Raw genomic sequence first — 26,420 nt, forward strand, 5'->3', positions numbered from 1 at the left:
CCACCCACCCAGCGAGCTGGGCAATACAATCGCCGTCGGCCACGGCCGACCCCCGGTTTGTTGACTCGACAACTGCAAACTAACCGGGTCGGCCGTGCGCCTCTCCCTCAGATGGGAGAAGAACCTTTTTTTTGTGCCTCTACCAGCCCTTGGGCATGCGGTACGGGCAATCCAGGCCACGAGGGGCTTGACGGCATGCGGACTCGGGCGCAGCGTGGAGTCGGGCATCGGGCCCGTCCAGGAGGTGTGGCATGACCGCTTCCGTGTTTGCTCGACCGCAGCCGCAAGCCGCTGCGATGGCCGGCATCAACATCACCCCGTTGGTCGACGTGATGCTGGTCCTGCTGGTGATCTTCATGGTGACCATGCCGATCCGCAGCGAATCGATCGATTTGACCCTGCCCGGAACCATCGATGTGCAACCCGTTCCCAGACCCGAGCCGGTGCAACTGCAGGTGCAGGCCGATGGCAGCGCGTTGCTTGATGGCGTGCGTGTCGAATTGTCGGCATTGACCGCGGAACTGCGTGCCCAGCATGCGCAGGCACCGAAGGCCGCGCTGGCGCTGGATGGCAGCGGTGAAGCGGAATACCGGGCATTCGCGTTTGCCTTGGCCGCCGCACGCAATGCGGGTTACCGGGATATCGCGATCAAGCGCTGACGGAATGGCCTACCGCCGCATCGACGATGCGGCGGTAGGCGCGGACGGTGGGATCCAGTCCCGCGTACAAGGCTTCGCCGATCAGCGCGTGGCCGATGGAAACCTCCAGCACGCCGGGCACGGTAGCGAGGAATTCGGCCAGATTGGTCTGGCTCAGGTCATGCCCGGCATTGACGCCCAAGCCGGCTGCTTGCGCGCGGCGCGCAGTCTCCGCGGCGGATCGCAATGCGGCCGCGGCGTGGCCGCTGGCGCAGGCCTCGGCAAACGGGCCGGTGTAGAGCTCGACACGATCGGCTCCCGCCCTGGCGGCATGCTCGACCAGCGGATCGCCGACGTCGACGAACACGCTGACCCGGCATCCAAGCTGCCTGTACATGGCGACCAGCGGGCGCAGGGCTTCGCCGTCACGGGCGAAGTCGAAGCCGTGGTCCGAGGTGAGCTGGCCATCGCCATCCGGCACCAGGGTGATCTGCGCCGGCCGAACCGCTTGGCATAGCGCCAACAGGCCGGGGTAGCCAGGCCGCGGCGAGGCGAACGGATTGCCTTCGATGTTGAACTCGACGCCGCGCGAATGGCAGAGCGCGCCCAGCGCATGCACGTCGTCCTCGCGGATATGGCGGGCATCGGGGCGTGGGTGCACGGTCAGTCCGTGCGCGCCAGCGTCGAGGCAGGCGATCCCGGCGCGCAGCACGTCGGGCTGCGTGCCGCCGCGCGAATTGCGCAGCACTGCGATCTTGTTGAGGTTGACGCTGAGGGCGGTCATGCGGAAGGAACTGCCTGGCGCAAGCCTGCGATCAATCCTGCGCGTCCTGGCTGGCCGCCGCCTTGCGGGCCTCGGCCTGTTCGCGGAATCGGCGCAGCTCGGCGGGGTCGATCATCATCGAGACGTCGCGTTCCTGGCTGCCCACCCGTGCGGAATACATCGCCGCCAGCCACAGGCCGAACAGCACCAGCGCCACCAGCCAGCACAGCACCATCACCACGGTGTTGGTGGTCAGGAACGACATCACCAGGATGGCGAAGCCGATCAGCAAGAACAGCCAGTGCATGCGCGCGCTCCGGGCGGGAAGGGCGCAGTGTAACGCCAGCCACCGCCGCCACGAACAGGCGCGCCGCTAGAGCAGCGGTGCCATCAGCCGGGCCAGTGCCTCGGGCAGGCGGGCGCCGAGCAGGGGCCGCGCGCGATCGTTGCGCACCCGTGGCGCGGACGCGAATTCGCGTTCGATGACCTGCGCCAGGTCGGCGGCCACGCCGGCATCGTCGAACAGCAGCGAGGCCTCGAAATTAAGGCGGAAGCTGCGATGGTCGAAGTTGGCGGTGCCGATGATCGCCAGGTGGTCGTCGACCAGCATCGCCTTGGTGTGCAGCATCCGCGGGCCGTACTCGTACACCTTGACCCCGGCGGCCAGCAGGTCGTCGAAGTATGAGCGCACGCAGTAGGTCACCAGCCGGCTGTCGCTCATCTTCGGCACCAGCAGGCGCACGTCCAGGCCACCCAGCGCGGCCGAGGTCAGCGCCATCATCGCCGCCTCGCCGGGAACGAAATACGGCGTGGCCAGCCACACCCGCTTGCCGGCCGAATGGATCGCGCCCACGTGCAGGCGATGGATCGATTCCCATGGCGAATCCGGCCCGGAACTCAGCAACTGCGCGCGGATCGGCCCCGGCTGCGCGGGTGGCATCGCCCGCACCACGTCGCCGACGAAATCGCGGGTCTCGGTGGCGTAGGCCCAGTCTTCGACGAAGACTTCCTGCAAGGCGCGGACCACGTCGCCCTCGACGCGCAGGTGCAGGTCGCGGTAGGCGTCCTCGCGCAGGCGCTCGTCTTCCTCGTCGGTGATGTTGATGCCGCCCAGGAAGCCGACGCTCCCGTCGATCACCACGATCTTGCGATGCATGCGCAGGTTGACCCAAGGCCGTTTCCACAGGGTCCACGGTTGCGCCGGATGGAACCAGGCGAGCTCGCCGCCGGCTTCGACCAGCGGCGCGAAGAAGCGCGGCTTGGCCTGCTTGGAACCCATCGCGTCCAGCAGCAGGCGCACCTTGACCCCGGCGCGCGCGCGCTCGACCAGCGCATCGCGCAGGGCGGTGCCGCAGTGGTCCGGGTTGTAGATGTAGTACTCGAGGTGCACGTGGTCGCGGGCGGCGGCGATCGCCTCCAGCAAGGCCGGGTACTTGCTGCCGCCGTCCACCAGCAGGCGCACGTCTCGCGCGGTGGTTGGCGCCAGGCCGGTCGTGGCATGGGCCAGCGTGCGCAGTTCCACGCTGTCGTCGCCCGGGCCTTCGGGCTCGCGCGCGAGGGACGCGCGATGGCGCAGGCGGCGCGCGCGATGGCGGGTGATCTTCTGCGGGCCCAGCAGGTAGTAGACCGCGAAGCCGATGTACGGCAACGCGGCCAGGCTGACCAGCCAGCTCAGCGTCGCCGCAGGCTCGCGTTTCTGCAGCACGATCCACAGGCCCAGCCAGACCAGGTAGAGGATCCAGCCGCCAGTCAGCCAGGCGCGGATATGCGGGATCGCCCAGAAGGCGTCCCAGGCATGCAGCAGGTCGGGCATCGGGACTCCGGCGTCGCGTGCGTTGCGACCACGACAGGGTAGGGTGGAACGATGGCGATTTCACGTGACGAAGGCCGGCCCGGCGACGATGCTCGCCGCGCGATGGCACCGACCAGGGGTCGCGGTGCGGCCTCGCGCGTGGCCGGGCGTTTCGAGAAGCGCGAATACCGCGGCGAGGACGACGGCTGGGGCTCGGTGTACGACGGCATGGACGATGCGCCATCACCACGCACGCAGGTGACCACCGAACGCGCGCGCAGCATCATCAGCCGCAACCGGTCGCCGGACATCGCGTTTTCGCAATCGGTGAATCCGTATCGCGGCTGCGAACACGGCTGCGTGTACTGCTTCGCGCGGCCGTCGCATGCCTACCTCGACCTGTCGCCCGGCCTCGATTTCGAAACGAAGCTGTTCGCGAAGACCAATGCCGCCGAGCTGCTGCGCGCGGAACTGGCGAAGCCAGGCTACGTGCCCGCGCCGATCGCGCTGGGCATAAATACCGATGGCTGGCAGCCGATCGAACGACACCATCGCATCACCCGCGACTGCCTGGCCGTGCTGCTGGAGACGCGGCATCCGCTCAGCATCGTCACCAAGGGCAGCGCGCTGCTGCGCGACCTCGACCTGCTTGCCGAGCTGGCGAAGCACGGCCTGGTCAGCGTGTTCGTGTCGATCACCTCGCTGGACAACACGCTGTCGTCGAAACTGGAGCCGCGCGCGGCTGCACCGCGCACGCGCCTGAAGATGCTCGCGGCCCTGCACGAAGCGGGCGTGCCGGCCGGCGTATTGGTGGCGCCGGTGATCCCGATGATCACCGACATGCACCTGGAGCACATCCTCGAAGCCGCCCGCGATGCCGGTGCGCAATCCGCGGGCTACGTGCTGCTGCGCCTGCCGCATGAGCTGAAAGAGATCTGGCGTGAATGGCTGCAGCTGCACTACCCGCAGCGTGCCGAGCACGTGATGAGCCTGGTCCAGCAGATGCGCGGCGGCAAGGACTACGACAGCACCTTCGGCAGCCGCATGCGCGGGCAGGGGCCGTTCGCGGATCTTGTCGCGATGCGCTTCGCCAAGACCCACAAGCGGTTGGGGTTCGAGGGCGTGCCGCCGTTGCGCACGGATTTGTTCGTCGCACCGAGGAAGCCGACGCCGCAGGGTTCCTTGTTCTGACCTCACGTCGCAGGAATGTGTCGGCAGGCCCGATGCCGGGGATTGCGGAAAGCGCGCCAGGGACGGCGCGCGGCGGCGCCTCGAACAGGACGTTCGCAGAAGCCGAGGAGCAATCCCCGGTATCGGGCCTGCTGCGCTGGCCCCGCGATGCGGCCTCAACGCTCAGGCAGCGGAATCCGCTCCACATCGTCGCCCGGGATCAACCCGAAGCGGCCTTCGTCCCAATCGTGCTTCGCCTGCTCGATGCGCTCCTTCGACGACGACACGAAGTTCCACCACATGTGCCGCGGGCCATCCAAAGGTTCGCCGCCAAGCAGCATCGCCTTCAGCGGCGTCTTCGCGCGCAGCACGTGGCGCACGCCACGATCGAGCACCAGCAGGTGCATCGAAGGGATGTCGGTGCCGTCGAGTTGCGCATCGCCTTCGAGCACGTACAGCGCGCGTTCGACCGCTTCGGGCGCGAGCGTGAGTTCGGCATCCGCGGCGAGGTCGACGGCGACGTTCCACGTGTCGGCGAACACCTTGACCGGCGATTCCATGCCGAACGCGCGCCCGGCGATGATGCGCAACAGGCTGCCGGCGTGATCGCGTTGCGGCAACGTCGATGCGGCGTGGTGATGGAACGAAGGCTCGACCTCGGCGTCCGACTGCGGCAACGCCACCCAGGTCTGCATGCCGTGCAGCGGGAAGCCGGTCTCGCGCAGGTCCGGCGGCGTGCGTTCGGAGTGGGCGATGCCGCGTCCCGCGGTCATCCAGTTGACGTCGCCGGGCAGGATGTCCTGCAGGCTGCCGAGGGTGTCGCGATGGCGCATCCCGCCCGACCAGAGGAAGGTCACCGTGGCCAGGCCGATATGCGGGTGCGGACGCACGTCCACGCCGTGGCCGGCATCGAAATGCGCCGGTCCCATGTGGTCGACGAACACGAACGGGCCGACGCTGCGCGCCTGCAGGGTCGGTACCGCGCGGCGCACCTGGAAGCCGCCGAGGTCGTGGGTGCGTGGCGCGATCAGCGTGGTCATGGGGACGTCCTCATCCGAAGTGGGGCAGCAGTGGGCCGCCGAGCCACAGCCAGCGCGCCATCCACGCACTGACCAAGGCAATCGCCACGGTCAGCGGCAAGCCGATGCGCAGGAAGTCGCCGAACCGGTATTGCCCGGGGCCGAGGATCAGCAGGTTGCCGTGGTGGCCGATCGGGGTGAGGAAGGCGACCACCGCGCCCAAGGCCGTGCACACCACGAACGGCGTTGGCGGCAGGTCGAGCAACTGCGCGAGGGCGATCGCGACCGGACCCAGCAATGCGGTGGTGGCGGCATCGCTCATCACCTGGGTGAGCAAGGCGGCGACGCTGAACATCACCAGCAGGATCACCAGCGGCGGCCAGTGCGCAACGAGGTGCGACAGGCCCTTCGCCAGCAGGTCGGCGGTGCCGGTCTGTTCCATCGCGATGCCGAGCGGGATCACGCCAGCGATCATCACGAAGATGCGCACGTCGATCCCGCGATAGGCCTGTTCGATGTCCACGCAGCGAGTAATCACCATCGCGACCGCGCCGAGCAGGAACGCCAGCGGTGCGGGGATCCATTCGGTGGCGGCGGCGAGGATGGTGAGGCCGAGGATCGTCAACGCGAGCGGCGCGCGCAGGCGGCGCTTGGCCTCGCCGGCGAACGGCACCAGCATCAGGAAGCCGTGGTGCGCCGCCAGGTCGGCGAAGCGCGAGGGCTTGCCCCACAGCACCAGCAGGTCGCCCTCGCGCAGGCGTGCGTCGGACAACCGATCGGCGACTTCCGCGCCACGCCGCCACAGTCCGGCGATGACCGCATGGAACTGCCGCGAGAAATCCAGTTCGCGGATGCTGCGGCCGATGAACTCGGAGCCGGGCGCGACCACCGCCTGTACCAGCTGCGGCTCGCCTTCGCCATCGAGGTTGTCGCCGAAACGCGCGATCGCGTTGAGGTCGAGGCCGGGATCGTCGTGCAGCGAGAGCAGTTCGTCGGCGGCGGCTTCGACCAGCAGGATGTCGCCCGCCAGCAGCGGGCTGCTGGGCCCCAGGTCGTCACGTCGCTGGCCATCGCGCAACCAGCCGAGCATGCGGAAGCGGCTGCCCAGCGCCTTCTGCAGCTCCGCCATCGGCCGCGTGCACCAGCGCCCGTCCTTCACGATCAGCAACTCGGTGCGATAGCGGTCCAGCCGCAGGTAGTCCTCGTCGTTGCGCTCGCCGCTGCGGCGCGGCAGCAGCCAGCGCGCGACCAGCATGTACACGGTGCCGACCACCACCAGGGCGAGGCCGATCGGGGTGATCGAGAAGATCCCCAGGCTTTCGGCGCCCGCGCGCTGCAGCAGGTCGTTGGCGAGCAGGAAGGCCGGTGCGCTGACCAGGGTCAGGGTGGTGCCCAGCGAGGCCGCCAGCGACATCGGCATCAGCAGGCGCGATGCCGGCAACTGGCGGTCGCGCGCATGCCGCAGCAACAGCGGCAGCATCATCGCGGTGACCATGACGTGGTGGGTGAACGCCGCCAGCAAGGCCACCAGCGGCATCACCACGCCGATCGTGCGGGCCTCACCGCGACCGCCCGCGCGACCCACCCATGCGCCCAGGCGCTCGCTGATGCCGGTGGCGGCCAGCGCACCGGAGATCACGAAGACCGCGGCGACGATGATCGCCGGCTCACTCGCAAACCCCGACAGCGCCTGCTTGCCATCGAGCACGCCGGTCAGCACCAGCGCCAGCAGGATCAGCATCGCGGTGACGTCGACCCGCAGTTTCTCGGTGATGAACAGGTACAGCCCGCCGACCAGGATCAACCCGAACGACAGTTGCTGGAGCAGGTGCGGCGGCAGGTCCATGACGGCATTCTGCCTGTTCGGCTCGTGATGGCGACCGGGACGACCTGCACATCGCGTTGACGAAGGCAGGCGTTAACCTCGATCCACAAGCAAGCTGCCCATGCCCATGCGTTCCGCAACCACTGATGTATTCACCATGCGATGCCGGATGGCGATGCCGCCCGGCTCGTCTCCGTGCGGGCGTGGCACCGACCCGGGGTGCCACGCCGCATGAGCACGGAACGGGAAGCGCGGTTGCAGCAGCAGCTTGAGGCTGCCGACAAGCGCCTGCAGGTGTTGATGCATGGCATCTCCCACGATCTGCGCGCGCCACTGCGGGCCATCGACGGTTTCGCGGCGCGGCTGTCCCGGCAACTGCAGGCCAATGACGATCCGGCCGCCATCGAGTCGCTGGCACGGATCAGCGCGACCAGCGCGCGCATGGCCGGGCTCATGGACGGCCTGCTCGAACTGGCCCGTGCCGGCAGCGTCGAATTGCGCCCGATGCCCGTCGACGTGAGCCTGCTGGCCGACTGGTGCGCCGCCGAGCTGCAGGATGCCGATCCCGGACGCGAGGCCGTGATCGAGGTGCAGCAAGGACTGGAAGTCATCGGTGACGAACGCCTGCTGAAGACCCTGTTGGCGCAACTGCTGCGCAATGCCTGGCGGTTCTCTGCGACGCGTCCGCGGGTGCAGATCGACGTCAGCGGAACGCGCGATGGCAACGGACTCGCGCTGGTCGTACGCGACCATGGCATCGGCTTCGAGATGACCTATGCCGAAAAGATGCTGGAACCGTTCCAGCGCCTGCACGGCAGCGACGACGGTGCGGGGGACGGCATCGGCCTGGCCATCGCCGACACGATCGTGTCGCGGCATGGCGGCCATATCCGCGCGGAATCGGTGCCGGGCGAAGGCGCGACCTTCCATGTCCGGCTGCAAGACTTGCCGATGCCGGAGGCGCGATGAACGGCCACGACATCCTGCTGGTGGAAGACAACCTGGACGATGTCGAGCTGACCCGGCTCGCGTTCGCCGAGGCCGGCGAGCCGCATCGCCTGCACGTGGTCAGCGATGGCGCCGAAGCGGTCGACTACCTGCTCGCGCGGGGCCGTCACGCGGATCGCGATGGTGCCGACCTTCCGGCGCTGGTCCTGCTCGACCTCAACCTGCCGCGGCTGGACGGCCACGAAGTGCTGCAGGCGATCCGCGCGGATGAGACGACGCGTTGCCTGCCGGTGGTGGTCCTCACCACCAGCATCGAGCCTTCCGATGTGGATCGCGCGTACGTGCTGGGCGCGAACAGCTATATCCAGAAGCCGGTCGAGTTCGACCGCTTCGTCGAAGTGGTGCGCCAGGTCGGACGTTACTGGTTGGGGATCAACCTGCCGCCGCGTCGTTGCTGATCGGGATCAGCTTGCCGCGGCGTGATAGCCGACCGCGGCCTCGACCTCGGCCTTCGAGCCCAGGAATACCGGCACCCGCATGTGCAGGCCGGTCGGTTGCACCTCGAGCAGGCGCTGGTGGCCGGTGCTGGCGGCGCCGCCGGCCTGTTCGACCAGCAGCGACATCGGGTTGGCCTCGTACATCAGGCGCAGGCGGCCGCCCTTGTCCGCGCACTTGCGGTCCAGCGGATAGCTGAAGATGCCGCCGCGGGTGAGGATGCGGTGCACGTCGGCCACCATGCTCGCCACCCAGCGCATGTTGAAGTCCTTGCCGCGCGGGCCTTCCGCGCCACGCAGCAGGTCGCCGACATAGGCCTGCATCGGCGGCTCCCAGTGGCGCTGGTTGGACATGTTGACCGCGAATTCCTTCGTCTCCTCCGGGATTCGCATGCCGCGCACGGTCAGCACGAAACTGCCGACTTCGCGATCCAGGGTGAAGGCGTGGGTGCCGTGGCCGACGGTGAGCACCAGCGTGGTGCTGGGGCCGTAGATGCAATAGCCGGCGGCGACCTGCGCGGTACCCGGCTGCAGGAAGTCCGCATCGACCGGATTGGTCACGCCGTCCGGGCAGCGCAACACCGAGAAGATCGTGCCCACCGAGACGTTGACGTCGATGTTCGACGAACCGTCCAGCGGATCGAACAGCAGCAGGTAGTTGCCGCGCGGGTACTTGTCCGGGATCGGGTGCGAGGTATCCATTTCCTCGGACGCCAGCCCGGCCAGGTGGCCGCCCCAGGCGTTGGCTTCCATCAGGATCTCGTTGCTGAGCACATCGAGCTTCTTCTGCGCCTCGCCCTGCACGTTGATGCTGGCGTCGCTGCCGCTGCCGACATCGCCCAGCACGCCGCCCAATGCCCCCTTGCCGACCGCGATCGAGATGGTCTTGCAGGCCCGGGCGACCACCTCGATGAGCAGGCGCAGGTCGGGATTGATCCGGTCGGCGCGCTGTTCCTCGATCAGGAAACGGGTCAGCGAGATGTTCGTGTTCGACATGTGCAGGCCGGTGGCAACGGGAGGCGGTATTGTCGCCGAAGTCCGCCACGGAGCGCCCCGATGCCTCGTCCGCTGCTGTTGCCCGCCGTGATCGTCCTGTCCCTTGCCGCGTGTTCGCCGCCGCCCGCCCCGGCGTCTTCTCCTGCACCGACTGCGTCCGCGCCCGTCCCGGCCGAGGCCACCCCGACGTCGACCGCCGCACCCGCGGCCACGCCAGCCGCGCCGGCCGCGCCGTCGCAGCCCGTTGCCACGCCATCCGGTTCGGCCATCGAAGGCGCCATCCGCGACGGCAACCGCCCGCCGCCGGCGTTGCGGGTCTGCGCGCATCCGCTGGATGGCGGCAAGCCGACCTGCACCGACACCGCGACAGGCGCGACGTCCTATCGCATCGAGGTCGCGGCCGGGCGCTACATCGTTGCTGGGCAGGCGCTGGACGATCCCGGCATGAAGTTCGCGCATGCCGAGCGCATCCGCTGCATCCGCGCGCCCTGCCCGCCGGATACCGCGATCATCGTGGATGTGGGCGCAGGCGCGGCCACGAACGGCATCGACCTGAGCCTGGGCGAGGCCTTGCCTCCCGGCTGAGCGTGGATCAGTCCGATGGCAAGGCCAGCTGCAGGTGTGCTTCGCCATCGCGGATGCGACTGACCGTGGCGACCGACACCTGATGGGCCGCCATCGCTGCGCGCAGGGCCTGCTCCCAGGCGGTGGCCTGCGCATCGTCCGCGGTCGCCAGCACCGCATCGACGCCAGCGGCGCGCCAGCGCTGCAGGGCCCACGCCTGCGCATCGAGCATGCCCCGTTGCGCAGCATCGGGACCGGCGTCGTTTTCGCGTGGCGCGCCCATCGCGATCACCGGCAGCGCCTGCAGGGCCGGGATCACCAGCAGTGCGTCGTCCTCTTGCGAGCGCGCGGCATTGATGTCGGTCTCGATCCGCCGTGCCCGCGCGATCGAGACGCGCGCGTCCGGGGCGAGCCACAGTTCCCAGCGGCTGTCGTCGCTGCTGCGTTGCAGCCGACCCAGGTAGGGCAGCAGCGCGGCGCTGATGCGCGCCTGCTGGGCCTGCGCGGCCTGCAGGCGCTGGCTGCGCGCGCTTTCGGCGTCCTCCAGCGCAAGCACGCTGCGCTTGAGTTGGGCCAGGGTGCCCTGCTGGCGGGCGATGCTGGCGTCGTCGGCAGTCAGCACCTCGCGCAGGCGCAGCGACACCGGCTGCGATGTACGTGCGGCCAGCTGCGCCTGCAGGCGCGATTCCAGCCCGCCGACATGGCTTGGCAGCATCATCACCACGTCCACCGCAACGCCGTCCGCAGCATTGTCGACGCGCAGCGCCGACACCCGCCCGCCGGCCTGGTTGGCCGCGGCGTCGAGAGTGGCCCGCACCGTCAGCTCGGTCTGCGACTGCAAGGCGATGCGCTTGAGCGCCAGCCCCAGCGGGATGGACAGCAGCACGAAGCTGGCGACGATCATGATCGCCTGCCAGGCGGTCTGCTTGGGCGTGTCGGCACCACCGAAGCCGTACCAGCGGGCGACGATGGTGACCGACAGCGCGATCGCCAGCAGGTTGGTCATGAACAGGAACGCGGCGCCGCCGGCGATGGATCCGTTGCCCACCGCGATGCCGTAACCGACCACCGCCAGCGGCGGCATCAACGCGGTGGCGATGGCGACGCCGACGATGGTCTCGCCCTTGCGGGTGACGGTGGCATAGGCGCCGGCAAGGCCGGAGAACACCGCGACCAGCAGGTCGAAGAAGGTGGGCTCCGTGCGTGCCAAAATCTCGCTGGTGGCTGCCTTCAGCGGCGACATCCACACGATCAGCACGGCGATCGCCAGCGCCAGCAGCACGCCGGTGGCCAGGGTGACCAGCGACTCGCGGATGCTGCGCAGTTCGAAGGTGGCCAGGCCCATGCCGAGCTGGACGATCGGCCCCATCAGCGGCGAGATCAGCATCGCGCCGATGATCACCGCCACCGAGTTCTGCAACAGCCCGAGCATGGCGATGCCGCAGGACATCACGATCATGAAGGCGTAGCGCGGTGCCAGCTGCCCGGCGTCGTGCACGTGCTCCAGCACCGCGATGCGGTCGATGCTGTCGACGAGCTGGTTCTGGCGCCATTGCCGCGCCCATCGCCACCAGGCGGCGGGCGTGCCGATGTCGAGATTCGTTTCCATCGGCGCAGGATAGCGGGGCAGGCGCGTGCGGTCAGCCGCGGCGGCTCAGGCGCGGCCCTCGTCGCGCAAGCGCGCGAATTCCTCGTCGGTGAACAATCGCGAGCGCACCAGGAAGCGCACGCCCTCGCCGTTCTCCAGCGAGAACATGCCGCCGCGGCCGGGCACGACGTCGATGACAAGCTGGGTGTGCTTCCAGTACTCGAACTGTGAGGGGCTGATGAAGAACGCCGCGCCGCCGATCTCGCCCAGCTTCACGTCGCGCTCGCCTACGATGAAATCGCCGACCGGATAGCACATCGGCGACGAGCCATCGCAGCAGCCACCCGACTGGTGGAACAGCAGTGGGCCGTGCTTCGCGCGCAGCTTTTCGATCAGCTGCAGCGCGGGGATCGTGGCGATGACCTGGCTTGTGTCCATGGCGTCTAAGAAGAGGCGGCGGATGCGCGGGAGGGAGGGAACCGCGCGATCCGCCGCATGGAAACACGCTGCGCCCGATGCCGAACGCAGCAGGATCGACCTCAGAAGAAGCCGAGCGCCTTAGGCGAGTAGCTCACAAGCAGGTTCTTGGTCTGCTGGTAGTGGTTGAGCATGTCCAGGTGGTTCTCGCGGCCGATGCCGCTCTGCTTGTAGCCGCCGAACGCCGCGTGCGCCGGATACGCGTGGTAGCAGTTGGTCCACACACGCCCGGCCTGGATCGCGCGGCCCATGCGGTACAGGCGATTGGCGTCGCGGCTCCACACGCCGGCGCCCAGGCCATACAGCGTGTCGTTGGCGATCGCCAGCGCTTCGGCCTCGTCCTTGAACGTGGTCACCGACACCACCGGGCCGAAGATCTCCTCCTGGAAGATGCGCATCCTGTTGTGGCCCTTGAACACGGTCGGCTTGACGTAGAAACCACCGGCCAGTTCGCCGTCCAGTTGGTTCTGCTCACCGCCGATCAGGATTTCGGCGCCCTCCTGCCTGCCGATGTCGATGTAGCTGAGGATCTTCTCCAGCTGCTCGCGGCTGGCCTGCGCGCCGACCATGGTGTTGGGGTCCAGCGGATTGCCCTGCTTGATCGCCGCCACGCGTGCCAGCACCTTTTCCATGAAGGCGTCGTAGATCGATTCCTGCACCAGCGCGCGACTCGGACAGGTGCAGACCTCGCCCTGGTTGAAGGCGAACAGCACGAAGCCCTCGATCGCCTTGTCCAGGAAGTCGTCGTCCTCGGCCATGACGTCGGCGAAGAAGATGTTCGGCGACTTGCCGCCCAGCTCCAGGGTCACCGGGATCAGGTTCTGGCTGGCGTATTGCATGATCAGTCGGCCGGTGGTGGTCTCGCCGGTGAAGGCGATCTTGGCGATGCGCGGGTTGGACGCCAGCGGCTTGCCGGCTTCCAGGCCGAAGCCGTTCACCACGTTGAGCACGCCGCCCGGCAACAGGTCGCCGATCACCTCCATCAGCACGAGGATGCTGGCCGGGGTCTGCTCGGCCGGTTTCATCACCACGCAGTTGCCTGCGGCCAGCGCCGGCGCCAGCTTCCACACGGCCATCAGCAGCGGGAAGTTCCACGGGATGATCTGCCCGACCACGCCCAGCGGTTCATGGAAGTGGTAGGCGATGGTGTCGTGGTCGATCTCGCTGATGCCGCCTTCCTGCGCGCGGATCGCGCCGGCGAAATAGCGGAAATGATCGACGCACAGCGGAAGGTCGGCGTTGAGGGTCTCGCGGATCGGCTTGCCGTTGTCCCAGGTCTCGGCATGCGCCAGCAGTTCGAGGTTCTGTTCGATGCGGTCGGCGATCTTCAGCAGGATGTTCGCGCGCTCGGTGGTGCTGGTCTTGCCCCAGGCGTCCTTCGCGGCGTGCGCGGCGTCCAGCGCCAGTTCGATGTCGGCGGCCTGCGAGCGCGCCACCGAGGTGATGACCTTGCCGGTGATCGGCGAGGTGTTGTCGAAGTACTGGCCGCCCGCCGGCTCGACCCATTTGCCGCCGATGAAGTTGGCGTAGCGCTTCTTGAAGATGGAAGACGGATCGACGGCTTGCGGGCGGGGCGAGGCGACTGCGTTCATGCGGAACTCCGTGCGTATGGGAACCCGTTGCGGGTATTCCCGGTAGCGCAGGCCACGTGCCAAGCGCGCATGTTGCGATGCGTCATCGCGCAGCGCCAGCATTGGCGCCGATCGGCTCGAAAACCTGCCGCAGCGCAGCATCGAAAGTCGTTGCGATGTGTCGCAGGCCTGTGTTGTGTAGTGGGACAGGCGGCGATGCGGCTGTCGCAAAATGCGACACATCGCCGACAGGTGGTCCGATGGCCCGCACAATCCCCACCCCATTTCCCGACCTCGCGCAGGCGCGCCGCTCCTTCTTCGAACAGGGCGGTGCGCCGGTCGGGCAGGTGCCCAATGCGATCCTGCAGTCGTGGCGGCGTTCGCGCTCGCTCGGCGTGGCCGCGGATCGTCGCCCGAGCATCGAACCGGTCGGCGACCTGCGCCTGCGCGAACTTCGCGAACGCCACGAGCGCCTGTGGCAGCGCGCGCGCGCGGAAGTGGAGATGCTGGCCAGCGACGGCGCCACCACCGGCAGCATCGCCATCCTCACCGATGCCGAAGGCTGGATCCTGGATGCCGAAGGCAGCACCGGCTTCCTGGACAAGGCCGGCCGGGTGGCGCTGATGCCGGGCGCCTGCTGGAACGAGGCGCGGGTGGGCACCAATGCGATCGGCACCGCGATCGCCGACGGCCGCGCGGTGGAAGTGCGCGGCGGCGAGCACTACGCGGCGGCCAACCGCATCCTCAATTGCGCGGCTGCGCCGATCTTCGATCCGTATGGACAGCTGGTCGGCGTGCTGGACATCTCCGGCGACGCGTCGATCGCGCAGGTGCATGCGCTGGGGCTGGCGCGGCTGGCGGTGGCCAACATCGAACATCGCTATTTCGACGAAGGCCTGCCCGATTGCGACCTGCTGCGCGTGCATCGCGACCGCGCCCTGCTGGGCAGCGCGCGCGAAGGCCTGCTGGCGTTCCGCGGCGGTCGACTGGTGGCGGCCAATCGCGCCGGGCTCGCGCTGTTCGGGCTGGAACGCGGCGAGCTGGGCCGCGCTTCCTACGAAAGCCTGTTCGCCGATGCGATGACCCGGTTGCGCGACGACGGCGTGCTGCTGGACCGCAGCGGCCGCGCCTTGTTCGGCCATGTGGACGAACCCACCCGCGCGCGGCGCGCGCGCGCCCAGTCCGCGATCACCGTATCGAACGCCAGCGATCCCGACGCACCGATCTTCGATGCCGCCCAGTCCGCCGAACTGCAGCGCGCGACGCGCGTGCTGGATGCCGGCATCGCGGTGCTGCTGCAGGGCGAGACCGGCAGCGGCAAAGACGTGTTCGCGCGCGAACTGCACCGGCGCAGCGCGCGCGCCGGCAAGCCGTTCGTGGCGGTGAATTGCGCGGCCTTGCCGGAAGGCCTGATCGAGGCGGAACTGTTCGGCTACGAAAGCGGCGCGTTCACCGGCGCGCGCAAGCAGGGCAGCCCCGGCCTGCTGCGCCAGGCCGACGGCGGCGTGCTGTTCCTGGACGAGATCGGCGACATGCCGCTGGCGCTGCAGCCGCGCCTGCTGCGCGTGCTGCAGGAACGCGAGCTCTCGCCGCTGGGCGGCGGCAAGCCGGTCAAGCTGGACTTCGCGCTGGTCTGCGCGACCCATCGCAGCCTTGGGGACGCGATCGGCGATGGCCGCTTCCGCGCCGACCTTTACTACCGCATCAGCGACCACGTGGTGCGCTTGGCACCGCTGCGCGAACACGCGGATGCGCGCGCGCTGGTGCAGGCGCTGTGGGCGCGCATCGGCGCCGGCAGGCGCTTGTCGCCGGCGGCACTGGACGTGCTGTCGGGCTACGACTGGCCCGGCAACACGCGCCAACTGGTGGCCTGCCTGCGCACGCTGGCCGCGCTGTCGGACCCCGGATGCGACGTCGGTACCGAGGCCTTGCCGGCGTATCTGCGCCAGCCGTCGCAGGAAGCAAAACCGACGGCACCGCGCTTGCCTGAGGCCGAACTCGGCGAACTGGAACTGGCCGCGATGCGCACCGCGCTGGAGGCCAGCAACGGAAATGTCGCGCGTGCCGCGCGCCGCCTCGGCATCAGCCGCAGCACCTTGTATCGCCGGCTGGGCAGCGACCCGCGCGCGCGCCACTGAGCGAATCGCGCGCTGCGGCGAATTCCCGGATTCGCGCGCGTATTTCCATCGGTGATGACGGCTTGACGAACGGTTGGCGCAACAGCGCGTCGGCGTAACCGGGCTTTTACAAGCCTGCCATCCGCAACCGGTATCACTGGCCCTCCATCGACGTAGGAACAGCGCATGCGCATCACCATCATCGGTGCCGGCTTCAGCGGCGGCGTCCTGGCCACCGAACTCATGCGGCACGCGTCGCAGGCCACCGAACTGCGCCTGGTCGGCGTGGCCGACAGCTTCGGCCGCGGCGTGGCCTACGGCGAATCGCGCGCCGAGCACCTGCTCAACGTACGCGCCTGCGAACTCGGTGCGGATCCGGACGATATCGACGGCTTCGCCCGCTGGTTGAACCTGGGCAAGCGTGCGGAACGGGGTTACATGCCACGGCTCGCGTACGGCGAATACCTGTATTCGCGCCTGCAGGACGCGATCCACGAATCGCGCGCCGACGTGCGCCTGCACACGCAGGAGGCGGTGGCGGTCGAACGTGCCGGCCGCCGTTTCCGTGTGCTGTTGGCCGACGGTCGTGAATTCGACAGCGACATCGTGGTGCTGGCGGTCGGCAGCCTGCCGCCGCAGCGCCTGCACGGCGTGGGCCCGCGCCTGCTGGTGGACCCCGCCTACATCGCCTAGCCGTGGCAACGCAGCCTGGCCGGCGACGAAGCCATCGATCGCATCGCGCCGGATGCGCGCGTGCTGATCGTCGGCAGCGGCCTGACCATGGCGGACACCGTGGCCACGCTGCAGCGGCGCGGGCATCGCGGCCCGATCACTGCGCTGTCGCGGCACGGCCTGTTGCCGCAGGCGCATGCCGACGTCGCCACGGACCCCATCGCATTGCCGCCGACCGTCCTGCATGCACTCAACAGCGGCAACGTCCGCCAGTTGTTGCGCGCACTGCGGACACTGCTGCCGATATTGCCCGACTGGCGCAGCCTGGTGGACGCGCTGCGACCGTATTCGCAGGCCTATTGGAAAACCCTGTCGCAGGACCAGCGCGCGCGCTTCCTGCGGCATCTGCGTTCGCACTGGGAAGCGGCGCGCCATCGGCTCGCGCCGGAGGTGCATGCCTCGTTGCTCGCGTTGCAGGCGGAAGGCCGGTTGCGGATCCGCGCCGGCCGCATCCTGCGCGCGCAACGCGGGCCGCAGGCGGTGGATGTGTTGCTGCGCGAACGCGGCAGCGGCCGCGTCGTTGCCGAGCAGTACTACGTGCTGGTCCGCGCCACCGGACTGGACACCGATGTCGAACGCACCAGCCACCCGCTGCTGGCGCAGCTGCGCGACAGTGGCCTGGTCAGCGCCGATCCGCTCGGGCTGGGTGTGCGTGCCTCGGCGCAGTGCGAGTTGCTCGATCGTCGCGGCATGCCGGTGCGCGGCTTGTACGGACTGGGCCCGCTGCTGCGCGGGCAGTCGTGGGAGATGACGGCAGTGCCCGAATTGCGAATTGCGGCTCGGCAACTGGCAGATCACCTGCTACGCCGGCAGCGGTCGGCATCGTCGCTGCCGCAGGCGGCACTGCGCGCGCGGGTCGGTTGAAACGAGGATCAGGACATCACATGCGGTGGCGTGTGTCAGACGTCGCCGTCGACGCTCCAGCCTTCGCCATTGCCGCGCTGGAACACCGCATCGGTGTCCAGCACGTTGCCGGCCGCGATCGCGTCCTGCTCGCGCAGGCGTTCGTAGATCGGGGTGAAGTCGGGCAGCGTCGCTTCGATCAACTCTTCGTAGCTGTCGATCACGAAATAGGTCTGCTGGTAGCTGTCGATTCGGTAGCGGGTGCGCATCACCCGCTCCAGGTCGAAGCCGATCCGGTTGGGCGCGGCGCTCTCCAGCGAATGGATCGACTCGCCCTTCGAACTGACGATGCCGGCGCCGTAGATGCGCAGCCCGTCCGGCTGGCGGATCAGGCCGAATTCGACCGTGTACCAGTACAGCCGCGCCAGCTGCATCAGCGCTTCCGGGCCGATGCCGTGCGCTTTCACCCCGCCCTTGCCGTAGGCCACCAGGTAGTCGGCGAACATCGGATCCATCAGCAGCGGTACGTGCCCGAACAGGTCGTGGAAGAGGTCGGGCTCCTCGATGTAATCGATCTGGTCCGGGCGACGGATCCACCAGCTGACCGGGAAGCGGCGATTGGCCAGGTGGTCGAAGAACACCAGCTCCGGCAGCAGGCCCTCCACCCCGACGATCTGCCAGCCGGTCGCATCGCCGAGCACGCGGTTGAGGTCGCTGAACTTCGGGATGCGGTCGGGCGTCATACCCATCGTGTCCTGCGCGTGCAGGAAGGCGTCGCTGGCGCGGCCCGGCAGGATCTCGCGCTGCCGCTTGTACAACTGTTGCCACACCGCATGGTCGCTGGCGCTGTAGCTGTCCCACGGCTGCTCGACGGTGCCGGTGGCATACACCGGCAACGACCCGCGGTCGCTCTGGATGTTCTCGATGCGTCGGGGCGTGGCGTTGGTGGTCATGCCGTCATCTTACGCCCGGCGGTTTTCGGGAACTTGATCGCGCGCAAATCGTGCGAGAAAAGGGGTCGGAGTGAATTTTTCGCCGACCCTGTTCGCTTGATCGACAGGCTGGATCGAAAAACTTCACTCTGACCCCTTTTCGGATCAGCCCTGCTTGCAGTCCTCGTCGCGGCGCAGCGTGTCCATCCAGCCCTGCTGCTGCGCGCAGCGTGCCTTGCGTTCGGCCTCGCGCTGGCGCGCGGCTTCGGCATCGGCGGCCTGTCGCGCCTTCGCGATGCGCGCGGCCTGCAGCGCGGCGATCTTCGCCCTGATCTGCGGCAGCGCGGCCTGCGCTGCGCGTTCCCCTTCCAGGATCGCGCGGTTCTTCGCCGCGAAATCGGCCGGGCCGATGTCGTTCACCTTCGGCCGGATCACGATGTCGGCGCGCGCGAGCTCCTGCGCACCGAGCTTCTGGCCCATGATCCGGATGCTCTGGTTGAGGTTGCCGAGCATGCTGGTGGTGCTGGCGATGCCGTCCGCCTTGCTGCTGATGTCGACCGCGATGACGAAGTCCGCGCCGAGTTCGCGCGCCGCATCCACCGGCACCGGGCTGACCACGCCGCCATCGACGTAATGCGCCTTGCCGATCGCGACCGCCTCGAACACCCCCGGGATCGAACTGGACGCGCGCACCGCCTGGCCGGTATTGCCGCGCACGAACACGGTGCGTTCGCCATTGGCCAGGTTGGTGGCGACCACCGCGAACGGCTTGCGCATCCTGTCGAGGCTGCGGCCACCGACCAGCTCGTTGACGTAGTCCTGAAGCTTCTGGCCCTTCACCACGCCGCCGGAGAACAGGCTGACGTCGCGGATCTTCGATTCGTCCAGCGCGAAGGCCTTTTCCTGCATCGCGTAGGCATCCATGCCGCTGGCATACAGCGCGCCGACCACGCTGCCGGCGCTGGTGCCGGACACGAAGACGGGCTTGATGCCGTTGGCTTCGAGCATCTTGATCACGCCGATGTGGGCGAAGCCCTTGGCCGCGCCGCCCCCCAGGGCGATGCCGACCTTGACCGGCGGCGGTGCGGTGACCGCCACGCGGACCGGCGCGCGCACGTCGGGGGTACTGGCGCAGGCGGCGAGCAGGCCGCACAGCAGGGCGGTGGCGAAGGCGCGATGCATCGTCGTGTCGGTCTCGGAAGGGCGAGCCACGGATCGCGGCCGGCGCGGTGAAGGCGAAGCTTAATGCGCGTTTCCGCAACGCCACCCGAACCACGCGCTAGCATCGGCGCATGACGGCAGACCACAGCGACATCGCGATCCCGCCCTCGCAAGGCGAACGCTGGCTGCTTGCGGGCGTCACCGTGCTGGCCTTGGTGGCCTCGTTCCTCATCGCCAAGGATCGACTCACTTGGTTCCTCGAAGTGATCTGGGCGATGGTCGGGCTGGCCCTGATTGCCTGGCGCTGGTCGCGGTTCCCGCTGACCCGGCTGTTGTGCTGGCTGTTGCTGCTGCACGCGCTGGTGCTGATCCACGGCGGTGCCTACACCTACTCGCTGACGCCCGGCGGCTTCTGGCTGCAGGACCTGCTGGGCACCGAGCGCAATCCGTGGGATCGCCTGGGCCACTGGATGCAGGGCTTCGTGCCGGCGATCCTGGCCCGCGAATTGTTGCTCCGGCTGACGCCTTTGCGCCGTGGCGGCTGGCTGGTCTATCTGGCGCTGGCCGCCTGCCTGAGTTTCTCGGCGTTCTTCGAACTGATCGAATGGTGGGCGGCGTTGATCTACGGCGCCGATGCCGATGCCTTCCTGGCCACCCAGGGCGACCAGTGGGACACGCAGTGGGACATGTTCCTGTGCCTGTGCGGCGCGGCCACGTCGCTGCTGTTGCTGTCGCGCTGGCATGACCACCAGCTGGGCCCGCGGGTGCTGGCGGGCAAGTAGCTCATTCGCCGGGGCGGCGGAACGGCAGCACCTTGCCGCGTTCCGCGTCCGCGGGATCGCGGTTCCACAGCACCGGCACGTCGCGCGGGGCGTCGGTTTCGTACATCGCGCGCTCGGCATCGCCCTGCTGCCGGGCCAGTTCTTCCTCGAGTTCCCAGCTGTATTTCGGCTTCACGGCTTGCGGGTCGGCGCGGCGGAACAGCAAGGCCGCGACGACGCCACCGATCGCACCGCCGAGGTGCGATTCCCAGGACACGCCGGCCTCGCGCGGCAGGATCGTCATCAGCATGCCGCCGTAGAACAGGAAGGCGAGCATGCCCGCGGCGATCGCCGCGCGGTCGCGGCGCAGCAGGCCCAGCACGAAGACCAGGAAGCCCAGGCCATGGGTCACGCCGCTGGCGCCGAGGTGGTGCGAACCGGCGTTGCCGAGCAGCCAGGCGCCAAGGCCCGAACCGATCCACAGCAGCGGCAACGCGCGCAGGGTCGCCTTCGGATACACGGTACCGGCGAGGGTGCCGAGCATCAGCACGGCGATGCCGTTGGCGACGATGTGTTCGACCGAGCCGTGCAGCAGTGGCGCGGTGAGCACGCCGAGCAGGCCTTCGACGCTGCGCGGTGAGACGGTGAGGAAGCGGAAGTCGAAGCCATGCTGGGCGGCGAAGCAGACCGCCAGCAGCAGCACGAAGCCGAGGCTGGCGTTCAACGCGCGGCGCAGGCGCGTGCGGTCGGCCAGGCGTTGCTGTTCGGTGGTCAGTGGCGTGGACATCCCATCGAACTGGGGCGCGGCACGCCGAAAGCAAGCACCGCCCGGGCGGGCGGTGCCTGCGGTGGCGCAACGCTGCGTGTCGTCAGCGCGCCGGCGGTGGCGGGCGCAGCAGGCTCAGGGCGATGGTGGTGCCGATGGTCGCGGCCACGATGCCCAGTGAGACCGCGATCGGGATCTTGTAGACATCGACCAGCAGCATCTTCGCGCCGATGAACATCAGCACCATCGCCAGCCCGTAGGGCAGCAGGTGGAAGCGGTCGGCCATGCCCTGCAGCAGGAAGAACATCGCGCGCAGGCCGAGCACCGCGAACACGTTGCTGGTCAGCACGATGAAGGGATCGTCGGTGATCGCGAAGATCGCCGGGATCGAATCCACCGCGAAGATCACGTCGGTGATGCCGATCATCACGATCACGATGAACAGCGGCGTGTACAGGCGCTTGCCGCCTTCGATCACCGACAGCGCGCTGCCGTGGTAGCCGCGGGTCATCTGCACGTGCGCGGTCAGCCAGCGCAGCACCGGGTTCTGCTCCAGGTCCGGTGCCTTGCCGGCGGCGCTGATCATCTTGATGCCGGTCAGCAGCAGGAACGCGCCGAACACGTAGAGGATCCAGTGGAACTTGGCCAGCAGGAAGGCGCCTGCGAAGATCAGGATCGCGCGCAACACGATGGCCGCGATGATGCCGATCACCAGCACCCGCTGCTTCTGCTCCTCGGGCACCGAGATGTAGGTGAAGATCATCAGGAACACGAAGATGTTGTCGACCGCCAGCGACTTCTCCACCAGGTAGCCGGTGAGGAACTCCATGCCGATGCGTTCGCCTTCGGCCGCGCCGAGTTGCTGGCCCGAGTACCACCAGAGCCAGGCGTTGAAGGCCAGCGCCAGCGCGACCCAGCCGATGCTCCACCAGGTCGCTTCCTTGAAGGTCACCTTGTGCGGGCCTCCGTGGCGCATCAGCACCAGGTCGACCAGCAACGCGACGATGACGACTCCGGCGAACATCAGCCAGAGGAACGGGGTACCGATCGACTCCATTGCACACTCCACCGTTGGAACCGGCGGACGCGTCCATGCAGGGAGGCATGGAAAGGGAGCGCGCTTCGCCGTTCGGCGAAGGTCTCACTCACAGGCGTCTGGCCTGCCACGGCGCCGGGATCCTGGGACCCGTAATGACGACGGCCGTGCGCGGAGTTACTCCCCTTCTTCGGCGACAATACCCGATCTTCGTTAGCCGCATGTCAAAAGGCAGCCCCATGGCCGAACCGCTCACCGTCGTCCGCCTCAAGAACGCGTGGAATTCCACCCACCCGTGGATCTTCCAGCGCCTGGTCGAGAAACCCGCGCAACGACCCAAGCCGGGCAGCATCGTCGACGTGGTTGGCGTGGATGGCGTCTGGATCGGCCGCGGTTTCTACAACGGCCATTCGCGGATCGCCCTGCGCATGCTGGAGAACGACCCGGACATCGAGGTCGATGCCGGCTGGTTCAGCCGCAAGATCGGCGAGGCCATCCAGCTGCGCCGGGAGATCCTCAAGCTCGATGACGTGTCGAATGCGTGGCGGGTGGTGCATAGCGAGGGCGACGGCATCAGCGGGTTGGTGGTCGACCGCTACGACGATCTCATCGTGGTCGAATTCTTCAGCGCAGGTGCCTACCGCCATCGCGAATGGATCTTCAACGCATTGCGCGAGCACTTCCCCGGTTGCCGCTTCCACAGCTTCGCCGACGAGCATGTGCAGAAGCAGGAAAGCTTCGACTACAAGCCCACTCTGGGCACGCAGCCGGCCACGGTCACCGAACACGGCATCCACTTCCGCGCGGATCCGGCCGGTGCGCACAAGACCGGCTTCTTCGCCGACCAGCGCGAGAACCGCGAATGGCTGTCGCGCCTGTGCGAAGGCAAGCGCGTGCTCGACCTGTGCTGCAACACCGGCGGCTTCGGCGTCTATGCCGCGGCACGCGGCGCGAGCGAAGTGGTCGGCATCGACATCGACGCGGCGGTGCTCGAGATCGCCCGCGAGAACGGTCACCTCAACAAGGTGAAGCCGCGCTTCATCCAGGCCGACATCTTCCCGTGGCTGCGCGATGCGGCGAACAACGGCGAGCGCTTCGACGTGGTGATCCTGGACCCCGCGAAGATGACCCGCGACCGCGAGCAGGTGATCCCGGCGCTGAAGAAATACCTCGACATGAACAAGGCGGCGCTGGCGGTGGTCAAGCCGGGTGGCCTGTTCGCCACCTTCAGCTGCACCGGCCTGGTCAGCGAAGAACAGTTCACCGACATGCTCCGCCGCGCCGCCTATTACGCCGGTCGCACCGTGCAGGTGCTCAAGGTCTCCGGCGCCGGGCCCGACCATCCGTGGCTGGCGCAGGTGCAGGAATCGCGGTATCTGAAGGCGGTGTTCTGCCGCGTGCTCGATTGATGGACGCACTGCAGGCGCACATCGAATCGCACCGCAGCCACCACAGTGGCTGGCTGCGCGCGGCGGTGCTGGGCGCGAACGATGGCCTGATTTCCACCGGCAGCCTGGTGCTGGGCATGGCCACTGCGCACGCAAGTCCCGCCACGATCCTGCTCACCGGCATCGCCGGGCTGGCCGCCGGCGCGTTGTCGATGGCCGCGGGCGAGTACGTTTCGGTAAGTTCGCAGGTGGATGCCGAGCGCGCCGATGCGCGTCTGGAAGCGCACGCGTTGCGCGAACATCCGGAGGCCGAACTCGACGAGCTGGCCGAGATCTACGTGCGCCGCGGGCTCGATCCTTCGCTGGCCCGCCAGGTCGCGGAGCAGCTGACCGCGCATGACGACCTCGGCACCCACCTGCGCGACGAACTCGGCATCCACGACCTGCAACGCGCGCGTCCCGTGCAGGCCGGCCTGGCCTCGGCGCTGGCTTTCACATCGGGTGCGTTGCCTCCGGTATTGCTGGCATGGTTGTGGCCCGGAACCGGATTGGCGGTAGCGATCGTCGTCAGCACCCTGATCCTGCTGGCGTTGCTGGGCTATCTCGCCGAGCGCGTTGCGGGCGGCAGGGGCCTGCGAGGTGCCTTGCGCGTGCTGTCGTGGGGCGCGCTGGCGATGGGGGCGACGGCGCTGATCGGCCATCTATTCGGGGTGTCCCTGGCCTGAGGTCGCAGGCGCTGCGACCGTCGCCGCTACACTGGCGCGATGGACTCGAACACGCTCCTGCTCGCTATCTTGCTGGTCGCCGTGCTGGTGGCGATCGGGCTGCTGATCCTGCTGATGCTGCGGCGCCCGGAAGAACGCATCGGCGGCCTGTTGCGCGATGAACAGCGTGCCGGCCGCGGCGAACTGCGCGAGCAGCTGGACGGCTTCGCATTGCAGCAGGGCCAGCGCATCGACGGCTTCGGTGGCCAGTTGCAGGCCGTCGCTGCGCGCACCGACCAGCGCCTGGACGAGTTCACCCTGCGGACCGATGCGCGGCTGGATGAACTGCGCGCAGCGCTGAGCGAAGACGCACGCAAGTCGCGCAGCGAAGCCGCAGAACAACAGCAGCGGCATGCCGATGCGCTCGGCCAGAAGCTGCAGGACCTCACCCAGCGCAACGAACAACGCATCGGCGAGATGCGCAGCACGCTGGAGCAGCAGTTGAAGGCGCTGCAGGCGGACAACGCGCAGAAGCTCGAGCAGATGCGCGCAACGGTCGACGAAAAATTGCAGAGCACCCTGGAAACCCGGCTTGGACAGTCCTTCAAGCTGGTGTCCGAGCGGCTGGAAGCGGTGCAGCGCGGCCTGGGCGAGATGCAGACCCTGGCGACCGGCGTCGGTGACCTCAAGCGCGTGCTGACGAACGTGAAAGACCGTGGCGGCTGGGGCGAAATCCAGCTGGAAACCCTGTTGCAGCAAGTGCTGACGGCCGAGCAGTTCGCACGTAGCGTGAAAGTGCGGCCAGGCAGCAACGAAGCGGTGGACTTCGCCATCCGCCTGCCGGGCCAGCAGGACGGTGGCGTGCCGGTGTGGTTGCCGATCGATGCCAAGTTCCCGCGCGAGGATTACGAGCGCCTGCTGGATGCACAGGAGCGCGGGGACACCGAGGCCATGCGCGCGACCGCGTCGCAACTGGAGCGCGCGATCAAGATCCAGGGAAAATCGATCAGCGAAAAATACGTGGCACCGCCATACACCACCGATTTCGCCGTGCTGTTCCTCGCGACCGAAGGACTCTACGCCGAAGCGATCCGCCGCCCCGGCCTGGTCGATGCCCTGCAGCAGCACCATCGCATCGTGATCGCCGGGCCGACCACGCTGGCGGCCTTGTTGAACAGCCTGCAGATGGGCTTTCGCACGCTGGCGATCGAGAAACGCTCCAGCGAAGTCTGGCAACTGCTCGGCGCGGTCAAGAGCGAGTTCGGCAAGTTCGCCAGCGTGCTGGAAAGCGCCGACAAGCAGCTCAACACGGTGCAGAACAGCCTGAAGCAGGCCGGCGTGCGCACGCGTCAGATCGAGCGGAAACTGAAGGGCGTGGAATCGCTGCCGGGCAGCGACCACCAGGCCTTGCTGGACGCTGACGAAGCAGCCGACACCGACGAGCCCTGAGCGCACCGGCGTTGTGGCGGCGATGCGTGCAGGCGTGGATCACCTCCCTGACAGCTTCATGAAAGCGAAGGCCGTACTCACGCGCGCATGACGCGGCCACCACGCGCCTTTCCCCATCCTTGGTCCCGTCCAACGCATGGAGCGTTGACGACCCCACTACCAAGGAGCAGGACATGACCATCAAGAAGGATCACAGCATCGGTGAAGGCACGGGCGCGGTTGCGGGTGCGATCGCAGGCGCTGCCGTGGGTTCGGCGGCTGGCCCGGTCGGTACCGTCGTCGGCGCCATCGCCGGTGGCGCGCTGGGTGCGAAGGGCGGCGGTGCGGTGGCCGAAGCGGTCAACCCGACCGCGTACGCGACCCACTTCGAGAACGCCTACAAGACCACCCCGTACTACATCAGCGGCAGCGAGTGGCGCGACTACGAGCCGGCCTACAAGTACGGCTACGACACCTACGGCCAGTACCAGGGCCGCAAGTTCGAGGACGTGGAAACCGACCTGGAGCGCAACTGGGACACCACCAAGGCGCAGTCGCGCCTCGCGTGGAATGAAGCCCGCAGCGCGGTGCGCGATGGCTGGCATCACATCGAGCGCCGCATCCCGGGCGATTTCGACAAGGATGGTCGTTGATCGATCGCAACATGATCGTGTGATCGCTTACAGCAATGCATGACGCAACATGAC

Annotated in this window: 26 protein-coding genes; 13 read left to right on the plus strand and 13 right to left on the minus strand. The window is 68.1% G+C overall.

What is annotated here, in order from left to right:
• The first annotated feature begins 251 nt into the window (after window positions 1-251).
• Entirely contained in the window at window positions 252-659 is a 408-nt protein-coding gene (locus tag ACE3T8_RS00005; RefSeq protein ID WP_374605762.1) for an ExbD/TolR family protein, read from the plus strand.
• Here the strand turns inward: ACE3T8_RS00005 and ACE3T8_RS00010 are convergent.
• The 3 genes from ACE3T8_RS00010 to cls all read right to left on the minus strand — a co-directional run bounded on the left by ACE3T8_RS00010 (window position 649) and on the right by cls (window position 3,214).
• A complete protein-coding gene (locus ACE3T8_RS00010) occupies window positions 649-1,422 on the minus strand; it encodes a pyridoxine 5'-phosphate synthase (RefSeq protein WP_374605764.1) in 774 nt (257 codons plus the stop codon). The genes ACE3T8_RS00005 and ACE3T8_RS00010 overlap by 11 nt on opposite strands.
• Before the next feature lie 31 nt (window positions 1,423-1,453).
• Entirely contained in the window at window positions 1,454-1,708 is a 255-nt protein-coding gene (locus ACE3T8_RS00015) for a hypothetical protein (protein WP_374605765.1), read from the minus strand.
• A 66-nt stretch (window positions 1,709-1,774) separates the two neighbouring features.
• On the minus strand, window positions 1,775-3,214 hold the full coding sequence (gene cls, locus ACE3T8_RS00020) for a cardiolipin synthase (RefSeq protein ID WP_374605767.1): 1,440 nt from the start codon (window positions 3,212-3,214) through the stop codon (window positions 1,775-1,777).
• Window positions 3,215-3,265: 51 nt separating this feature from the next.
• On the opposite strand from cls, the gene ACE3T8_RS00025 reads away from it, so the two are divergent.
• Window positions 3,266-4,384 (plus strand): PA0069 family radical SAM protein, encoded by a 1,119-nt coding sequence (locus tag ACE3T8_RS00025; RefSeq protein ID WP_374605769.1) that lies wholly within the window; start codon window positions 3,266-3,268, stop codon window positions 4,382-4,384.
• A 155-nt stretch (window positions 4,385-4,539) separates the two neighbouring features.
• Here ACE3T8_RS00025 and ACE3T8_RS00030 read toward each other — a convergent pair whose 3' ends face one another.
• Complete coding sequence (locus ACE3T8_RS00030; RefSeq protein WP_374605770.1) at window positions 4,540-5,403, minus strand: pirin family protein; 864 nt, start codon at window positions 5,401-5,403, stop codon at window positions 4,540-4,542.
• Window positions 5,404-5,413: 10 nt separating this feature from the next.
• Entirely contained in the window at window positions 5,414-7,228 is a 1,815-nt protein-coding gene (locus tag ACE3T8_RS00035; RefSeq protein WP_374605772.1) for an SLC13 family permease, read from the minus strand.
• 210 nt (window positions 7,229-7,438) lie between these two features.
• On the opposite strand from ACE3T8_RS00035, the gene ACE3T8_RS00040 reads away from it, so the two are divergent.
• Window positions 7,439-8,176 carry an ATP-binding protein gene (locus ACE3T8_RS00040; RefSeq protein ID WP_374605773.1) on the plus strand — a complete coding sequence of 246 codons (738 nt, stop codon included), beginning with the start codon at window positions 7,439-7,441 and terminating at the stop codon, window positions 8,174-8,176.
• Window positions 8,173-8,613, plus strand: a complete 441-nt coding sequence (locus ACE3T8_RS00045; protein ID WP_374605775.1) for a response regulator — start codon at window positions 8,173-8,175, stop codon at window positions 8,611-8,613. The genes ACE3T8_RS00040 and ACE3T8_RS00045 overlap by 4 nt, the downstream gene beginning before the upstream one ends.
• Before the next feature lie 6 nt (window positions 8,614-8,619).
• On the opposite strand, the gene ACE3T8_RS00050 is transcribed toward ACE3T8_RS00045, so the two are convergent.
• Window positions 8,620-9,645, minus strand: coding sequence for a class 1 fructose-bisphosphatase (locus ACE3T8_RS00050; protein WP_374605776.1), 1,026 nt, complete (start codon window positions 9,643-9,645; stop codon window positions 8,620-8,622).
• A gap of 60 nt (window positions 9,646-9,705) precedes the next feature.
• Between ACE3T8_RS00050 and ACE3T8_RS00055 the strand changes: the two genes are divergently transcribed.
• Complete coding sequence (locus ACE3T8_RS00055) at window positions 9,706-10,230, plus strand: hypothetical protein (RefSeq protein ID WP_374605777.1); 525 nt, start codon at window positions 9,706-9,708, stop codon at window positions 10,228-10,230.
• 7 nt (window positions 10,231-10,237) lie between these two features.
• Here ACE3T8_RS00055 and ACE3T8_RS00060 read toward each other — a convergent pair whose 3' ends face one another.
• The 3 genes from ACE3T8_RS00060 to adh form a co-directional block, all read right to left on the minus strand.
• Complete coding sequence (locus ACE3T8_RS00060) at window positions 10,238-11,818, minus strand: DUF389 domain-containing protein (protein ID WP_374605778.1); 1,581 nt, start codon at window positions 11,816-11,818, stop codon at window positions 10,238-10,240.
• Between the two features lie 45 nt (window positions 11,819-11,863).
• Window positions 11,864-12,235 carry a DUF779 domain-containing protein gene (locus ACE3T8_RS00065; RefSeq protein WP_374605780.1) on the minus strand — a complete coding sequence of 124 codons (372 nt, stop codon included), beginning with the start codon at window positions 12,233-12,235 and terminating at the stop codon, window positions 11,864-11,866.
• A 101-nt stretch (window positions 12,236-12,336) separates the two neighbouring features.
• Entirely contained in the window at window positions 12,337-13,866 is a 1,530-nt protein-coding gene (gene adh / locus ACE3T8_RS00070) for an aldehyde dehydrogenase (RefSeq protein WP_374605781.1), read from the minus strand.
• A gap of 239 nt (window positions 13,867-14,105) precedes the next feature.
• On the opposite strand from adh, the gene ACE3T8_RS00075 reads away from it, so the two are divergent.
• From ACE3T8_RS00075 to ACE3T8_RS00085, 3 genes are all read left to right on the plus strand, one after another.
• Window positions 14,106-15,983: a sigma-54-dependent Fis family transcriptional regulator gene (locus tag ACE3T8_RS00075; protein WP_374605783.1), complete on the plus strand. Its 1,878-nt coding sequence runs from the start codon at window positions 14,106-14,108 to the stop codon at window positions 15,981-15,983.
• A gap of 165 nt (window positions 15,984-16,148) precedes the next feature.
• Window positions 16,149-16,655, plus strand: coding sequence for an FAD/NAD(P)-binding protein (locus ACE3T8_RS00080; protein WP_374605785.1), 507 nt, complete (start codon window positions 16,149-16,151; stop codon window positions 16,653-16,655).
• 60 nt (window positions 16,656-16,715) lie between these two features.
• Window positions 16,716-17,558, plus strand: coding sequence for an FAD/NAD(P)-binding protein (locus tag ACE3T8_RS00085; RefSeq protein ID WP_374605787.1), 843 nt, complete (start codon window positions 16,716-16,718; stop codon window positions 17,556-17,558).
• A 35-nt stretch (window positions 17,559-17,593) separates the two neighbouring features.
• On the opposite strand, the gene phhA is transcribed toward ACE3T8_RS00085, so the two are convergent.
• Entirely contained in the window at window positions 17,594-18,490 is an 897-nt protein-coding gene (phhA, locus tag ACE3T8_RS00090; protein ID WP_374605788.1) for a phenylalanine 4-monooxygenase, read from the minus strand.
• Window positions 18,491-18,634: 144 nt separating this feature from the next.
• Window positions 18,635-19,651 carry a patatin-like phospholipase family protein gene (locus ACE3T8_RS00095; protein ID WP_374605790.1) on the minus strand — a complete coding sequence of 339 codons (1,017 nt, stop codon included), beginning with the start codon at window positions 19,649-19,651 and terminating at the stop codon, window positions 18,635-18,637.
• 110 nt (window positions 19,652-19,761) lie between these two features.
• Between ACE3T8_RS00095 and ACE3T8_RS00100 the strand changes: the two genes are divergently transcribed.
• Window positions 19,762-20,412 carry a DUF2238 domain-containing protein gene (locus tag ACE3T8_RS00100; protein WP_374605792.1) on the plus strand — a complete coding sequence of 217 codons (651 nt, stop codon included), beginning with the start codon at window positions 19,762-19,764 and terminating at the stop codon, window positions 20,410-20,412.
• A 1-nt stretch (window position 20,413) separates the two neighbouring features.
• Here the strand turns inward: ACE3T8_RS00100 and ACE3T8_RS00105 are convergent, their stop codons facing one another.
• Both ACE3T8_RS00105 and ACE3T8_RS00110 read right to left on the minus strand, forming a co-directional pair.
• On the minus strand, window positions 20,414-21,178 hold the full coding sequence (locus ACE3T8_RS00105; protein WP_374605794.1) for a rhomboid family intramembrane serine protease: 765 nt from the start codon (window positions 21,176-21,178) through the stop codon (window positions 20,414-20,416).
• Between the two features lie 82 nt (window positions 21,179-21,260).
• Window positions 21,261-22,214: a TerC family protein gene (locus ACE3T8_RS00110; protein WP_374605795.1), complete on the minus strand. Its 954-nt coding sequence runs from the start codon at window positions 22,212-22,214 to the stop codon at window positions 21,261-21,263.
• Window positions 22,215-22,432: 218 nt separating this feature from the next.
• Here ACE3T8_RS00110 and ACE3T8_RS00115 point away from each other — a divergent pair, with 218 nt between their 5' ends.
• From ACE3T8_RS00115 to ACE3T8_RS00130, 4 genes are all read left to right on the plus strand, one after another.
• Entirely contained in the window at window positions 22,433-23,602 is a 1,170-nt protein-coding gene (locus ACE3T8_RS00115; protein ID WP_374605796.1) for a class I SAM-dependent rRNA methyltransferase, read from the plus strand.
• Window positions 23,602-24,306, plus strand: coding sequence for a VIT1/CCC1 transporter family protein (locus ACE3T8_RS00120; protein ID WP_374605798.1), 705 nt, complete (start codon window positions 23,602-23,604; stop codon window positions 24,304-24,306). The genes ACE3T8_RS00115 and ACE3T8_RS00120 overlap by 1 nt, the downstream gene beginning before the upstream one ends.
• A 39-nt stretch (window positions 24,307-24,345) precedes the next feature.
• Window positions 24,346-25,734, plus strand: a complete 1,389-nt coding sequence (gene rmuC / locus ACE3T8_RS00125) for a DNA recombination protein RmuC (RefSeq protein ID WP_374605799.1) — start codon at window positions 24,346-24,348, stop codon at window positions 25,732-25,734.
• Between the two features lie 173 nt (window positions 25,735-25,907).
• On the plus strand, window positions 25,908-26,366 hold the full coding sequence (locus ACE3T8_RS00130) for a hypothetical protein (protein ID WP_374605801.1): 459 nt from the start codon (window positions 25,908-25,910) through the stop codon (window positions 26,364-26,366).
• The last annotated feature ends 54 nt before the right edge of the window (window positions 26,367-26,420 follow it).

The sequence above is a fragment of the Thermomonas sp. genome, assembly GCF_041919455.1.
GTDB lineage: Bacteria > Pseudomonadota > Gammaproteobacteria > Xanthomonadales > Xanthomonadaceae > Thermomonas.